Annotated in this window: 10 protein-coding genes and 2 pseudogenes; 5 read left to right on the forward strand and 7 right to left on the reverse strand. The window is 65.7% G+C overall.

The genetic code is table 11. The annotated features are described in order from the left end of the window. The first annotated feature begins 21 nt into the window (after positions 1 to 21). The 3 genes from G6N41_RS25635 to G6N41_RS25645 all read left to right on the forward strand — a co-directional run bounded on the left by G6N41_RS25635 (position 22) and on the right by G6N41_RS25645 (position 5183). Entirely contained in the window at positions 22 to 2280 is a 2259-nt protein-coding gene (locus G6N41_RS25635; protein WP_198966033.1) for a helicase-associated domain-containing protein, read from the forward strand. Between the two features lie 82 nt (positions 2281 to 2362). Next, on the forward strand, positions 2363 to 4012 hold the full coding sequence (locus G6N41_RS25640; protein ID WP_198966034.1) for a DNA repair helicase XPB: 1650 nt from the start codon (positions 2363 to 2365) through the stop codon (positions 4010 to 4012). Positions 4013 to 4862: 850 nt separating this feature from the next. Then, a complete protein-coding gene (locus G6N41_RS25645; RefSeq protein WP_020729576.1) occupies positions 4863 to 5183 on the forward strand; it encodes a hypothetical protein in 321 nt (106 codons plus the stop codon). Positions 5184 to 5210: 27 nt separating this feature from the next. Here G6N41_RS25645 and G6N41_RS25650 read toward each other — a convergent pair whose 3' ends face one another. Together G6N41_RS25650 and G6N41_RS25655 are read right to left on the reverse strand one after the other, a co-directional pair. After that, complete coding sequence (locus G6N41_RS25650; RefSeq protein WP_198968025.1) at positions 5211 to 6194, reverse strand: LLM class F420-dependent oxidoreductase; 984 nt, start codon at positions 6192 to 6194, stop codon at positions 5211 to 5213. Between the two features lie 69 nt (positions 6195 to 6263). After that, positions 6264 to 6800, reverse strand: a complete 537-nt coding sequence (locus G6N41_RS25655) for a TetR/AcrR family transcriptional regulator (RefSeq protein ID WP_198966035.1) — start codon at positions 6798 to 6800, stop codon at positions 6264 to 6266. Positions 6801 to 6879: 79 nt separating this feature from the next. Between G6N41_RS25655 and G6N41_RS25660 the strand changes: the two genes are divergently transcribed. Further along, positions 6880 to 8091: an FAD-dependent monooxygenase gene (locus G6N41_RS25660; protein WP_198966036.1), complete on the forward strand. Its 1212-nt coding sequence runs from the start codon at positions 6880 to 6882 to the stop codon at positions 8089 to 8091. A 74-nt stretch (positions 8092 to 8165) separates the two neighbouring features. Here G6N41_RS25660 and G6N41_RS25665 read toward each other — a convergent pair whose 3' ends face one another. Together G6N41_RS25665 and G6N41_RS25670 are read right to left on the reverse strand one after the other, a co-directional pair. Further along, positions 8166 to 10310, reverse strand: a complete 2145-nt coding sequence (locus G6N41_RS25665; protein ID WP_198966037.1) for a 3-hydroxyacyl-CoA dehydrogenase NAD-binding domain-containing protein — start codon at positions 10308 to 10310, stop codon at positions 8166 to 8168. A gap of 4 nt (positions 10311 to 10314) precedes the next feature. Beyond that, complete coding sequence (locus tag G6N41_RS25670) at positions 10315 to 11526, reverse strand: acetyl-CoA C-acetyltransferase (RefSeq protein ID WP_041325507.1); 1212 nt, start codon at positions 11524 to 11526, stop codon at positions 10315 to 10317. 203 nt (positions 11527 to 11729) lie between these two features. Here G6N41_RS25670 and G6N41_RS25675 point away from each other — a divergent pair, with 203 nt between their 5' ends. After that, on the forward strand, positions 11730 to 12926 hold the full coding sequence (locus tag G6N41_RS25675; protein WP_198966038.1) for a pyridoxal phosphate-dependent aminotransferase: 1197 nt from the start codon (positions 11730 to 11732) through the stop codon (positions 12924 to 12926). Between the two features lie 10 nt (positions 12927 to 12936). Here the strand turns inward: G6N41_RS25675 and G6N41_RS25680 are convergent. The 3 genes and pseudogenes from G6N41_RS25680 to G6N41_RS25690 form a co-directional block, all read right to left on the reverse strand. Beyond that, a pseudogene (locus tag G6N41_RS25680) lies at positions 12937 to 13810 on the reverse strand (IS5 family transposase). Between the two features lie 46 nt (positions 13811 to 13856). After that, positions 13857 to 14297: pseudogene (locus G6N41_RS25685) on the reverse strand (SRPBCC family protein). 46 nt (positions 14298 to 14343) lie between these two features. Next, positions 14344 to 14799, reverse strand: coding sequence for an SRPBCC family protein (locus G6N41_RS25690; RefSeq protein WP_198966039.1), 456 nt, complete (start codon positions 14797 to 14799; stop codon positions 14344 to 14346). Positions 14800 to 14803 lie beyond the last annotated feature (4 nt).

Genomic DNA, 14803 nt, shown 5'->3' on the forward strand with positions numbered 1-14803 from the left:
CGGGCCCTACGCTGATCAGCAATGACCGAACACACCCCGGAAATCCCGCTGGGGTCCTGGCTGGCCGAATTGCCCGACGAGCGGCTGATCACGCTACTCGAGCTGCGGCCGGACCTTGCCCAGCCGCCACCTGGCAGCATCGCCGCGCTAGCCGCGCGGGCCCAGGCCCGTCAATCGGTCAAGGCTGCGACCGAACAACTCGACTTCCTGCGGTTGGCGGTGCTCGATGCGTTGCTGGTGCTGCTGGCCGACACCGAGCCGGTGCCGATCGCAAAGCTGGTGTCGCTGATCGGTGAGCGCGCCACCCAGGCCGAACTGACCGAAGCGCTCACCGACCTCAAACTGCGCGCCCTGGCCTGGGGCGACACCACCGTCCGGATCGCCGCCGACGCCGGCACCGCGCTGCCATGGCACCCGGGACAGGCCACTCTCGAGGACAACTCGCGAACCGGCGAGCAAATTGCCGAACTGATCGCCGGGCTGGACCAGCCGCAACGCGACGTGCTGGACAAACTGCTCGAGGGGTCGCCGATGGGCCGCACCCGCGACGCCGCACCCGGCGCCGCCCCGGACCGACCGGTGCCGCAGCTCTTGACGATGGGACTGCTGCGGCGCATCGACGCCGACACCGTGATTTTGCCCCGCCACGTCGGCCAGGTGCTCCGCGGCGAACGGCCCGGTCCGATGCAGCTCAGCGCACCCGACCCGGTGGTTTCCACCACCACCCCCGAGGACGTGGACGCGGCGGCCGCCGGAGCGGTGATCGACCTGCTGCGTGAGGTGGAAGCACTGCTGGAAAACCTCGGCACCATGCCGGTTGTCGAGCTGCGCAGCGGTGGACTTGGGGTGCGTGAGATGAAGCGGATCGCCAAGGCGGTCGGAATCGACGAGGCGCGCCTGGGCCTGATCCTCGAGGTGGCGGCGGCGGCCGGACTGATCGCCAGCGGCATGCCCGATCCGCTGCCCGACCACGGTGACGGACCGTACTGGGCGCCGACGGCCACCGCCGACCGGTTCACCACGATGTCACCGGCCGAGCGGTGGCAGCTACTGGCCACCGCGTGGCTCGATCTGCCCGGCCGACCGGCGTTGATCGGCAGCCGCGGCCCCGACGCCAAGCCCTATAGCGCCTTGTCTGATTCGCTGTTCTCGACTGCGGCGCCATTGGATCGCCGGCTGCTTCTGGGCATGCTCGCTGAGCTACCCGCCGGCGCCGGTGTCGATCCGGTGACGGCTTCGGCCGCTTTGATCTGGCAGCGCCCGCGATGGAGCCGAAGACTGCAGCCGGAGCCGATCTCGGATCTGCTGGCCGAGAGCGAGGTCCTGGGGCTGGTCGGGCGCGGCGCGATCAGCAAGCCCGGGCGCACCCTGCTGGAACACGGCGGCGACCCCGCCGCCGTGATTGCCACAATGGCCGCGGCGCTGCCGAAGCCGATCGACCATTTTCTGGTCCAAGCGGACCTGACCGTCGTGGTGCCCGGTCCGCTGCAGCGCGACCTCGCCGATGAACTGGCGACCGTGGCGACCATCGAATCGGCCGGTGCGGCGATGGTGTACCGGGTCAGCGAACAATCCATCCGGCATGCGCTCGACATCGGCAAGACCCGCGGCTGGATGCACACGTTTTTCGCGGACCACTCCAAGACGCCGGTCCCGCAGGGACTCACCTACCTCATCGACGACATGGCGCGCCGGCACGGCCAGCTCCGTATCGGCATGGCGACCTCGTTCGTGCGCTGCGAAGACCCCGCGTTGCTGGCCCAAGCCGTAGCGGCACCCGCCGCGGAGGCGGTGCAGCTGCGCGCGCTGGCCCCGACCGTGGCGGTGTCACCCGCCCCGATCGGCGAGGTCCTCGTCGCCCTGCGCAGTGCGGGCTTCGCACCCGCGGCCGAGGATTCCACCGGCGCGATTGTCGACGTCCGGCCCCGCGGCTCCCGGGTTCCCGCTCCCAACCAACGCCGGCCCTATCGGCCCCCGGCACGGCCCAGCGGTGAGACGCTCAACGGCATCATCGAGGTGCTGCGCAAGGTGACCTCGGCACCGTTCGGCAATATCCGCATCGATCCGGCCGTCGCGATGTCGCTGCTGCAACGCGCCGCAAAGGACAAGGCCACGCTGGTGATCGGCTACCTCGACGCGGCGGGCGTGGCCACCCAGCGGGTGGTGTCCCCCATCGTCATCCGGGGCGGTCAGTTGACCGCCTTCGATTCCACGTCGGGAAAGCTGCGTGACTTCGCTGTGCGCCGCATCACGTCGGTCGTCTCGGCCGACGGCCAATAATGGATGCCATGATCCACTTCGGCTACCACCCAGATGGCGATGCGGTGCAGGTAGCACCCTGCTGTGACGGAGGGCGGCGGGCATGACCGACGGACCCCTGATCGTGCAATCCGACAAGACGGTTCTGCTCGAGGTCGACCACGAGCAGGCCGGTGCCGCACGCGCAGCCATCGCGCCGTTCGCCGAGCTCGAGCGCGCGCCAGAACACGTGCACACCTACCGGCTCACACCGCTGGCCCTATGGAACGCCCGGGCGGCCGGCCACGACGCCGAGCAGGTGGTCGACGCGCTGGTCACCCACTCGCGCTACGCGGTACCCCAGCCCCTGCTCGTCGACATCGTCGACACCATGGCCCGCTATGGCCGGCTGCAACTGGTCAAGCACCCTGCGCATGGTTTGACGCTGATCAGCCTGGATCGGGCCGTGCTCGAAGAAGTGCTGCGCAACAAGAAGATTGCGCCGATGCTGGGCGCCCGCATCGACGATGACACCGTTATCGTCCACCCCAGCGAGCGAGGCCGGGTCAAGCAGCTGCTGCTCAAGATCGGTTGGCCCGCGGAAGATCTCGCCGGCTACGTGAACGGCGAGGCACATTCGATCAGCCTGCAGCCCGACGGGTGGGAGCTGCGCGACTACCAAGAGCTGGCCACCGACTCCTTCTGGGCCGGCGGTTCCGGCGTGGTGGTGCTGCCGTGTGGGGCGGGCAAGACACTGGTCGGCGCGGCCGCAATGGCCAAGGCCCAGGCGACCACGCTGATCCTGGTCACCAACATCGTCGCCGCGCGGCAGTGGAAACGCGAACTGGTGGCCCGCACTTCGCTCACCGAGGAAGAGATCGGCGAGTACTCCGGAGAACGCAAGGAAATTCGGCCGGTCACCATCTCGACCTACCAGATGATCACCCGCCGCTCCAAGGGCGAATACCGCCACCTCGAGCTCTTCGACAGCCGCGACTGGGGCCTGATCATCTACGACGAGGTGCATCTGCTGCCGGCACCGGTGTTCCGGATGACCGCCGACCTGCAGTCCAAGCGGCGACTGGGCCTGACCGCGACGCTGATCCGCGAAGATGGCCGCGAGGGCGACGTCTTCTCCCTCATCGGCCCCAAGCGCTACGACGCACCGTGGAAGGACATCGAAGCGCAGGGCTGGATCGCCCCGGCGGAGTGTGTCGAAGTCCGGGTCACCATGACCGACAGCGAACGCATGACGTACGCCACCGCCGAGCCCGAAGAGCGCTACCGGCTGTGCTCGACGGTGCACACCAAGATCGCTGTGGTGAAGTCGATTCTGCACAAGCACCCCGGCGAGCAAACCCTGGTGATCGGGGCCTACCTGGATCAACTCGAAGAGCTGGGCACCGAACTTGATGCTCCGGTCATCCAGGGAGCGACAAAAACTCGGGAAAGAGAGGCGCTGTTCGACGCCTTCCGGCGTGGCGAGATAGCCACCCTGGTGGTGTCGAAGGTCGCCAACTTCTCCATCGACTTGCCGGAGGCCTCTGTGGCGGTGCAGGTTTCGGGGACCTTTGGCTCGCGCCAGGAGGAAGCACAGCGGTTGGGCCGGTTGCTGCGCCCCAAGTCCGACGGCGGTGGCGCAATGTTTTATTCGGTGGTTGCCCGCGACAGCCTGGACGCCGAATACGCCGCACACCGGCAACGATTCCTGGCCGAGCAGGGCTATGGCTACATCATCCGCGACACCGACGACCTGTTGGGCCCGGCGATCTAGCCTGGCGAGCAGACGCAAAATCGCACCAACGGAGCCCCGTTTGGTGCGATTTTGCGTCTGCTCGCGCCGGGGTAGGTAGAACACACACCTGACTTTGCTCGTTTTCACAGCTCAGGGCATTGGCCGCCCAAGAGTCGTGTTGTACATTCGGGCGTTTATGAGCACCCGCAGCGATCGGCGCATCCAGCGATGGCAGTCAGCCATCGTGGTTGCCGCGGCGCTGAGTGTGTTTGTTGCGTTGATCGCAGGTTGGGCGTTGCGCCCCAAGTTCTCTGCGGCCTCGCTGCCCGAGCCGGTGACATGGTCACACGGAATTTCAGTTCACGGCCCGCATTCCGAGCTCCTCGGGTCAACACAACTACATGCCGATTCCCCAGCCGTGAGCCATGTCGGCAACGCCACGGCATCAGGCTCGGTACCAACCCACACCAAGCCGTTCCACAGCATGTGGATGACGCGTGGTCGGCCGCCGAGCTGGATTCCTTTATCACCGGCCTTGGTCTGGTCGCCGCAGCCGGCATCGCTTTTCGCAATGGAATTGGCGCCCAACCTCACCCATACCGCCAAGCCCGCCGATGCTGCGGGCGGTCGAGATTCGCTGACGCGGCTCTGCGTGGCCCGTTGCTGATGGCGCAGCGCTAATCGCGCCGCTGTGACGTAGCACCGCATACCCACCGCCGCTCAGACCCGCCGCTTCGACGCGACCATCGCACCTGTGTCCGCCTGGCCGCCCGGCACCGTTTCGCCGGGACCGCCCTCACAACCACCAGCGCCATCTCGCCCGTAGGCAGATCTGGCGTTTCCCACACCAACTCGCCCGGGCCGTGCCGGCCCCGAAAGGAGAGTCTTCATGTCCTACCCGAATGCGCGCACTCTGCCCTTGGGATCACTCAACCAAAAGTCCACCGCCCTGGTCGCGAAACTACTTGTCGGCGCTGCCATCGCTGTCGGTTTCGGTGTGAGCGCAGCGGCATCGGCCAGCGCGGCTGACTGCATTGCCGGAACCGCGCCTGGCGGCGCCGACGCCAGCCCGTTGCAGAGCCTGAGCAACGGCTGTACCGAACTGCCAGTTCACATTCCGAGCGCAACGGAACGCGAGATCGATCGCGGACTGCACGACGGCTATGTCGAGGGCACGGTGCGCGGCCCGGCTTCGATCCCGAATCAGTAGACCGGGGCCCAGCAGCCGCGTTGGCCGCTAGCTCAGCGCGGGAATCACTTCACGCTCGAACAACTCGATGCCGGAGCGGTCATACGCGGCTTCCGGGAAAGGGCAGATCGCGTATTCGCACCCAAGGTCGCGAATCTGCGCCAGTCGCTCAATGACCTGTTCGGGCGTGCCCGTCGCCGAATCCGGCAGGCCGCCAACCATCGAATCGGCCACGGCCTCAGGCACGTAGCCGACCAGACGGTCACGGACTCGCCCCATCCGATCTTTGACGTCGGCTTCCGAGGTACCCAGGACGGCGGTGAAGTTGGCCGATCGCACTATGGCGTCGAATTCGGTGCCCAGTTTGCGACAATGCTCCGCCAACACCTGCGACTTGTGCGCGAACTGTTCGGGCTGGGGCGTGAAGTTGGTGTACTGCGCGTACTGTGCGGCGATACGTAACGTCACCTTCTCCCCGCCACCGGCAACCCACAATGGAATTCCATTGTTCTGCAACGGCTTCGGCGCGACGATCGCGCCGTCGACCTGATAGTGCTTGCCGTCGAAACTGACCTTGCCGTCGCGCCAGGCGTCCCGCATGATCTGCACGCCTTCGTCCAGCCGGCCCAACCGCACCCCGGCCGAAGGGAATCCGTAGCCGTAGGCACGCCACTCGTGTTCGTACCAGCCGCCCCCGATCCCCATCTGGATGCGCCCACCCGAGATGATGTCGGCGGTGGCCGCCACCTTGGCGAGATATACCGGATTGCGGTAGCTCATCGCGGTGCACATTTGGCCGAGCTTGATCCTCGAGGTCACCGCCGCGTAGGCCGCCATCAACGACCAGGCCTCATGGGTGGCCTCGTCACTGGGCAATGGCACGGTATGGAAGTGGTCATAGACCCACAGTGAGTCCCAGGCGCTGGCATCGGCGTAGGTAGCCAGGTCGCGCATCACCGCCCAATGCTGCTCGGGCGCGATGCCGACGAGATCCATTCGCCAGCCTTGCGGAATGAAAAAACCGAAGCGCATAGCTCGGACTATATGCCCGGCGGCCACCGAATTTGGAGCGGGCACCAAGCACCCGCCCCGAGCCCGGCGTCAAACACCAAGCGCGGCCAACGCCGCCTCCACCGAGTACTGCCGCAGTTGCGCATAGGGCGCGTCCGGGAACTGCATGCAACAGTCCTGCAATCCACCAAATGCCAGCACCGCCCGGGTCGCCTGACCGAGCGTCGGCGCCGCGCCGAACAGCAGCCGACCAAGCCGCTCCCGCCAGGCCAGCACGGTGTCGATCAGGCCGAGGTCGGACAGCAACGTCAGTTCGACCACCACCAGCATCAGGTCCTGACGATGCCGGTAGTGGAAATCGAAGTACCCCTCGAGCAGGCCGCGGACATTGCCGTCGGCAAGCCGCTCACGCTCCGCGACAAATCGCTCGCCCTCTTCGATCAACGGCACCACGATGCTGCGTACCAGGTCTTCGCGTGACGCGAAGTGGTAGTACAACGCCGGCTTGGTGATCCCCAGCCGGTCCGCGATGTCCTGCAAGCTGGTACCCCGCACACCTTGGCACAGAAATAGTTCGCGAGCGACTTCCTGGATCCGCCGCCTGGTGTCCGACCTGGGCTTGGTCACCACACGAGGCTATCTGACCTACCGTTAGGTAAGCACCCCATGTTAGCCTTACCGAACGTTAAGTAAGCAGGAGGCCGACGTGCGGATCTTGATTTCGGGCGCCAGCATCTCCGGTCCGGTACTGGCATATTGGCTGAGCCGCTACGGGTTCGATGTCACCGTCGTCGAGCGGGCGCCACAATTGCGCAAGGCCGGCGGCCATGCCGTTGACCTGTTCCGGCCGTCCATGGAGATCTCGGCGAAGATGGGCGTGCTATCGAAGATCGAAGCGCTGGCCACCGGGACCGAAACCCTGACCTGGTATCGCGAGGGCACGCAGCGGCCAGTTCGCGTCAATCTCGCCAAGATCTTCAGCGCCACGTCCGACCAGCATGTCGAGATCATGCGCGACGATCTCAGTGAGATCTACTACGAGGCCAGCCGTAATGACGCCGAATACCTGTTCGGCGACTCGATCACAGCCATCTCGCCGGACGGACGGGTGAGCTTCGAGCACGCCGCGCCACGCTGCTTCGACATCGTGGTCGGCGCCGACGGTCTGCATTCCAACGTGCGGCGCCTGGTCTTCGGCGAAGACGCCGGACACACTCAATTCCTCGGCGGATACCTCGCGGTGGTGTCAGTGCCGAAAGGACTGGCACACGACGGCGAGATGGTCGGTCACGTCGGGCCCGGCCGGATGGCAGCGGTCTACACCGCAGCGCCCCTCGACGACGCGCGCCTGCTGTTCCTGTTCCGCACCCAGGAGGAACTGCAATACCACTACCGAGATGTCTTGCGGCAAAAGGAATTATTGCGTGAAGCGATCGCCGGAATGCATCCGCAGGTGGACCTTTGGCTCGAAAAGCTGGACCGCACAACGGCTTTCTACTTCGACTCAATCACCCAGTTGCAGCTCGACACCTGGTCGCGCGGGCGGGTAACACTGGTCGGCGACGCCGGCTACTGCCCGGGGCCCGCGGTCGGCGGCAGCACCAGCCTGTCGGTGCTCGGCGCCTACATACTGGCCGGGGAACTGGCCCAAGCGGGCGGCGACTACGCGCGAGCATTCGCCGCCTACGAGCGAGAGATGGCCGACCCGGTAAGTCGCAGCCGCGCCTTTGCCAGCGGGGTCGCCGTGAGCCTCATTCCGCGATCGAAAGCCGGAGTGTGGGCGCTGACCCACGGTGCGCAGCTGGTTTCAATGCTGCCCGGTGGCCTCACCAAAGCGGTCGCGAAGCTGAACACCAAGGGTGTGCGGCTCTACGACTCAATGCGGTTCAAGGAATACGCCCCACCGCGGCCCGGATAGGCACGAGCAGACGCGGAATCGCATTGCGACCGTGAGTCGCACGCGATTCCGCGTCTGCTCGCCAAGCCTGACGCTTAGGTCAGCGAGTCCGGCGGCAGGAAGCGGTCGCCGTACTTGGCGGCCAACTCGCGGGCGCGGGCCACGAAGGCCTCTTTGCCCCGGCCGAGCGCACCCTCGTAGCCGACGATGTAGTGCGCGCTACCACCGGTCCACGGCGGGAAGCCGATGCCCATGATGGATCCGATGTTGGCGTCGGCCGTCGACATCAGCACGTTCTCGTCGAGGCACTTCTGGGTTTCCAGCGCCTCGGCGAACAACATCCGGTCGATCATGTCCTGCAGCGGCGGCTCCGAGGTGCCCGACTTGAACGTCTCCCGCAGGCCCGGCCACAGGCCGGCACGCTTGCCCTCGGGGTACTCGTAGAAGCCCGCGCCCTTGAGCCGACCGGACCGACCAACCTCGATCATCTTCTCGACAACCGCTTCGGCCGGGTGCGGCTCGTAGGTGCCGCCGGCGTCCTCGACACCCTTGCGGGTAGCGGTAGCGATCTTGTGCATCAGCTCCAGGTTGAGCTCGTCGGACAGCTGCAGCGGCGGGGCCGGGTAGCCGGCCTGCGATCCCGCCTGCTCGATCGACGACGGCTCGACACCCTCACCGAGCATCGCCAGCGCCTCGTTGACGAAGGTGCCGATGACCCGGGAGGTGAAGAAGCCGCGGCTGTCGTTCACCACGATCGGGGTCTTGCCGATTGCCAGGGTGTAGTCGAACACCCGGGCCAGGGCCTCGTCGGAGGTCTTCTCACCCTTGATGATCTCGACCAGCGGCATCTTGTCGACCGGGGAGAAGAAGTGGATACCGATGAAGTCCTCTTGGCGCTTGACCCCGGTGGCCAGACCGGTGATCGGCAACGTGGAGGTGTTCGACCCCAGCACCGCGTTGGGCTCGACGATGTCCTCGATCTCCTGGAACACCTTGTGCTTGAGTTTCTGGTTTTCGAACACGGCCTCGATGACGAAGTCCACGCCCTTGAGGTCGGCAGGGTCGGAGGTCGGGGTGATGCGAGCCAGCAGCGCGTCGCCCTTCTCCTGGGTGGTGCGACCGCGCTCGAGTGCCTTGGCCACCAGCTTCTCGGAGTAGCCCTTGCCCTTGGCGGCGGCCTCCGCACTGACGTCCTTGAGCACCACGTCGTAGCCGGCCTTGGCCGAGACGTAGGCGATGCCCGCGCCCATCATGCCGGCACCGAGCACACCGATCTTGGTGATCGGGGTCTTGCCGATGCCGTCCGGCCGCGACTTGCCGGCGTTGATGGCCTGCAGGTCGAAGAAGAACGCCTGAATCATGTTCTTGGCGACCTGGCCGGTGACCAGCGAGGCGAAGTAGCGGCTCTCGATGCGGCTGGCGGTGTCGAAATCGACCTGAGCACCCTCGACCGCGGCGGCCAGAATGGCCTTCGGGGCCGGCATCGGAGCGCCCTTGAGCTGCTTGCGCAGCAAGGCCGGGAACGACGGCAGGATGGAAGCCAACCCCGGCGAAGACGGAGTGCCGCCCGGGATCTTGTAACCCTTCTTGTCCCAGGGCTGTTCGTGGGAATCCGGGTTGGCCTTGATCCACGCCTTGGCGGCGGGCACCAGCTCCTCGACCGTCGGCAGCACCTCGTCGACCAGCCCGATCTCCTTGGCCTTGGCCGGCTTGAACCGGGTGCCCTGGGACAGGATGCTCACGAAGGCGTTCTGGATACCGAACATGCGCACGGTGCGGGTCACCCCGCCGCCACCGGGCAGCAGGCCCAGGGTCACCTCGGGCAGACCCAGCTGGCTGCCCTTGGCGTCGGCCGCGATGCGGTGGTGGCAGGCCAGCGCAATCTCGAGGCCACCGCCGAGTGCCGCGCCGTTGATCGCGGCGACGACGGGCTTGCCCAGCGTCTCCAGGGTTCGCAGCTGCCGCTTGAACGTCTCGACCGTGTCGAAGGACTGCCCGGCGTCTTCCGGACCGGCCTGGATCATGGACGTGAGGTCACCACCGGCGAAGAAGGTCTTCTTGGCGCTGGTGATCACCACTCCGGTAATCGAATCCTTTTCGGCGACAAGGCGATCCACCGCCTTGCCCATCGACTCGATGTAGGCCTCGTTCATGACGTTGGCCGACCCCGACGGGTCGTCCATGGTCAGCGTGACGATGCCGTCGGCATCCTTGTCCCACTGAATTGTGTTGTCGGCCATTTACTTAAACCCTCTCGATGATCGTCGCGACACCCATGCCGCCACCAATACAAAGCGTGACCAATGCGCGCCGGGCGTTGCGGCGCTCCAGCTCGTCGACCATGGTGCCCAGGATCATCGCGCCGGTCGCCCCCAGCGGGTGACCCATCGCGATGGCCCCACCGTTGACGTTGAGCTTCTCGTCGGGGATGTTGAGGTCCTTCTGGAACTTCAGCACCACCGACGCGAACGCCTCGTTCAGCTCGAACAGGTCGATGTCATCAACCGTCAGGCCGGCGCGGTCGAGCACCTTGCGGGCGGCAGGGGTCGGGCCGGTCAGCATGATGACCGGGTCGGCGCCACTGGTCGCGGTGGCGACGATGCGGGCGCGCGGGGTCGCGTTGATCGCTGCCCCCGCCTTTTCGCTACCGACCATCACGATCGCGGCACCATCGACGATGCCGGAGCTGTTGCCGCCCGTGTGCACGTGGTTGATCTTTTCCACCCAGTGGTACTTCTGCAGCGCGACGTCGTCGAAACCGCCCATCGCCGCCAGGCCCTCGAAGGCCGACTTGAGCTTGCCCAGGCCTTCCTTGGTGGTCTCGGGCCGCATGTGCTCATCGTGGTCGAGGATCAGCAGACCGTTTTGGTCGCGGACCGGCACCACGGACTTGGCGAAGTAGCCGCCCGACCACGCCTCGGCGGCCTTCTCCTGGCTACGCAGCGCATAGGCGTCGACGTCGTCGCGGGAGAAGCCCTCGATGGTGGCAATCAGGTCGGCGCCGATGCCCTGCGGAACAAACATGACGTCGTAGTTGGTGACCGGGTCAAGCCCCATGGCGCCGCCGTCGGCACCCATCGGCACCCGGCTCATCGACTCCACACCACCGGCCAGCACCAGGTCATCCCACCCGGAACGCACCTTCTGGGCGGCGATGTTCACCGCTTCCAGACCCGATGCGCAGAACCGGTTGAGCTGCACGCCACCGGAGGTAACCGGCATCCCGGAGGCCAGCACCGCGGCGCGGGCGATGTCGCCGCCCTGGTCACCGACGGGCGACACGCAGCCCAGGATGACGTCGCTGATCAGGTTCTCGTCGAGGTCAGGGTTGCGCTTGCGCAGCTCCTCGATCAGGCCAACGACCAGGCTTATCGGCTTGACCTCGTTTAGCGATCCGTTCTTTTGCTTGCCACGCGGCGTGCGGATGGCCTCATAAATGAAGGCTTCTTCGGACATGTCGACTTCCTGTTCACAAAAATTGGGGTTCAGATCCGTCATCAAGACTAGGTCCAGTACAGGCACACTAACAGGGGCCTCGGCCAACCTGTTGGTTGGGCCGAGTTGCTGGAGCGGTCCGCGCCGCTGATCACCGGCCGCGGCAGCGTGCGCCCCACGCCGCGCGACGGCGCGCATCGCCGCTCGGGCTAGGCTCGACCGACATGACGGTGTCGCGGCTACAGCCCTACGCGACGACGGTGTTCGCCGAAATGTCGGCATTGGCCGCGCGCATTGATGCGGTCAATCTTGGCCAAGGCTTTCCCGACGAGGACGGACCGCCGGCGATGTTGAAGGCCGCCCAAGGGGCCATCGCCGCGGGCGCCAACCAGTATCCGCCGGGAATGGGCATCCCGGCCCTGCGCCAGGCCATCGCCGCCCAGCGTCGACGACGCTTCGGTGTCGAATACGACCCGGATACCGAGGTGCTGGTCACGGTCGGCGCCACCGAGGCCATCGCGGCCGCGGTCCTGGGACTGGTCGAACCCGGCTCGGAAGTGCTGTTGATCGAACCGTTCTATGACTCCTATGCACCGGTGATAGCAATGGCCGGCGCGAAGCGAGTTGCCGTGCCGCTGGTGCCCGACGGCCGCGGCTTCGCGCTGGATGCCGATGCGCTGCGACGCGCCGTGACACCCAAGACCCGCGCACTAATCGTCAACTCCCCGCACAATCCCACCGGTGCGGTGCTGCGCCGCGCCGAACTCGCGGCAATAGCAGAGATTGCGGTGGCCGCAGACCTATTGGTGATCACCGATGAGGTGTACGAGCATCTGGTGTTCACCTCGCCAACCGGGCACCAACACCTGCCCCTGGCCGGGTTTGACGGGATGGCGCAGCGCACGGTCACGATCTCGAGCGCGGCCAAGATGTTCAACTGCACCGGATGGAAGATCGGATGGGCTTGCGGCCCAAAAGAACTCATCGCCGGGGTGCGCGCGGCAAAGCAGTACATGAGCTATGTCGGCGGGGCGCCGCTGCAGCCCGCGGTGGCGCTGGCACTGGATTCCGAGGATGCCTGGGTCACAGCGCTGCGGACTTCGTTACAGGCCAGACGCGATCGGCTGGCCGCCGGCCTGAGCGAGATCGGATTCGGGGTACACGACAGCCACGGCACCTACTTCTTGTGCGCCGACCCGCGGCCGCTCGGCTACGACGACAGCACGGCGTTTTGCGCCGCGCTGCCCGAGAAGGTGGGGGTGGCCGCCATCCCGATGTCGGCCTTCTGCGATCCGGTGGCCGAGCATGCTTCAACCCAAGCCGATATCTGGAATCATTTGGTGCGCTTTACCTTCTGCAAACGCGAAGACACCCTGGACGAGGCGATCAAGCGGCTGGCCGCACTGCGTGACGCGGATTAGGTCCTGTCTGCTAATTGCGGACGCGGTGGTAGGTGATGATGGCGGCCAGGGTGGCACCGCCGAGGTAGGTCAGGGCGTATTTGTCGTAGCAGGTGGCGACCGCGCGCCAGTGTTTGAGCCGGTTGAAGCTTCGCTCGACGGTGTTGCGGTGCTTGTAGATTCGGCCTGAGAACCCCGGAGGCCGTCCTCTGTTGCGGCCTTTGGCTTTGCGGCGGGTGATCTGGTCGCTGCGCTCGGGGATGGTATGGGCGATCTTGAGCCGGCGCAGCTGTGCCCGCGTCGAGTCATGGGAGTACGCCTTGTCCGCCAGCAGGCGATACGGGGCGTATGAGTTGCTGCACCGGGCGGCCAGCAATGGCCAAAGCATCGGATTATCACCGGCTTGACCGGCCGACAGTGCCAGGGTGACCGGACTGCACAGCTGGTCGGTCAAGGCGTGGATCTTGGTAGTCAGCCCGCCGCGGGAACGCCCAATGGCGTGGTCATCGGGCTCATCGAGATATTTCTTGTAATTCGACAGATCCCCCTGTGCGGCGCCCGGAGCGCGCTCCGGCTGCGTGTCGGTGGGCGCGCACACTGGTCGAATCGACCGACAACAGTGCGCCCAGGTCGGCGTCCTCGGCGTCGAGGTCAGAGGCGATCGCCGCGAAGATCCGCGCGTAGATGCCATCGACCGACCAGCGTAGATGCCTCTCGGCCACCGATTGCCAGGGACCGAAGTGCTCGGGCAGGTCACACCACGGAGATCCCGTACGGTAACGCCAGATAATGCCCTCCAGAGTACGTCGATGATCGTTCCACGGCCGGCCACGCCGCCGCCCCGCAGGCAACACCGCCACGATCAGCGACCACAAATCATCAGAAATCGCATGCGTCCGCATCACCCAAACAGCATCAGCCAAAACACCATTCACATTAAGCAGACACGCCCTAGTCAGCCGTACCCATCACGCGCTTGCGCAATCCCTCCAGCGCGGAGTGCAGGATCTTTCGGCGCGCACGATTAACCCAGAACTCGGGTAGCGGAGCTTAGGGTTCCACCGTGATGCTGAAGCGCACTCGCGTCTTATTGTCCGCTTCGCGGCGCAGGTTGTACTCGCCGTGCTGGCCGTGTTGCTGGACGGTCCTCTGGGCATCCCAGACCATCCAGTCCGGCCCCCAGTGATATTCGAGCAGTTCGGTGTCGGCGATCCCGGTGACCTTGATGGTGACCCGCACGTGGTGAGGTCGGCCGTCCGGATAATTGTCGACGACCTCGACGCGCTTGTGCACCACCGACCACGACGGCACCGCGCCCATGTCGGCTAGCGCCTCCATGATCACCTCAGGGGGCGCATCAATGACGATCTCACCCGACGCTTGTATGGCCACTGCCACCAAACTAGCAACCAAAATCGAGGTTTCAGGACAGACGAAGCTACTTGGCCTGATCCGTTGCGTCGCGATTGGCGACCAGCTCACTGAGCCCCTTTGCCGCGGCGTCGAGCACGTGCTCGCTAGCCCGCTTGACGATGAATCCCGGGATCGGCCCAGACGGTTCGACGGTGATGTCAAACCGCACCCGCGATTTGTCGAGTCCCTCGGGCCGGACCGTGTACTCGACGTGCTGACCGCGCTGCTGGAAGGTCTGATCCGCGTCCCAGCACACCCAATCCGGGCCCCAGTGGTACTCCAGGATCTCTTTGTCCACGAGCCCGAGAATATTGATGGTGGCCTTCACGTGATGCGGACGGCCATCCGGGTAGTAGTCGATGACTTCCACACTCTTGTGCAGGGGTGACCAGGAGACCAAGATGCCGACGTCTGTCAGCGCCTCCATGACCACTTCCGGGGGCGCATCGATAACGAATTCCCGCGCTGCTTTTACGGCCACCAAG

This window comes from Mycobacterium shottsii, from assembly GCF_010728525.1.
In the GTDB taxonomy this organism is placed as follows: domain Bacteria; phylum Actinomycetota; class Actinomycetes; order Mycobacteriales; family Mycobacteriaceae; genus Mycobacterium; species Mycobacterium marinum.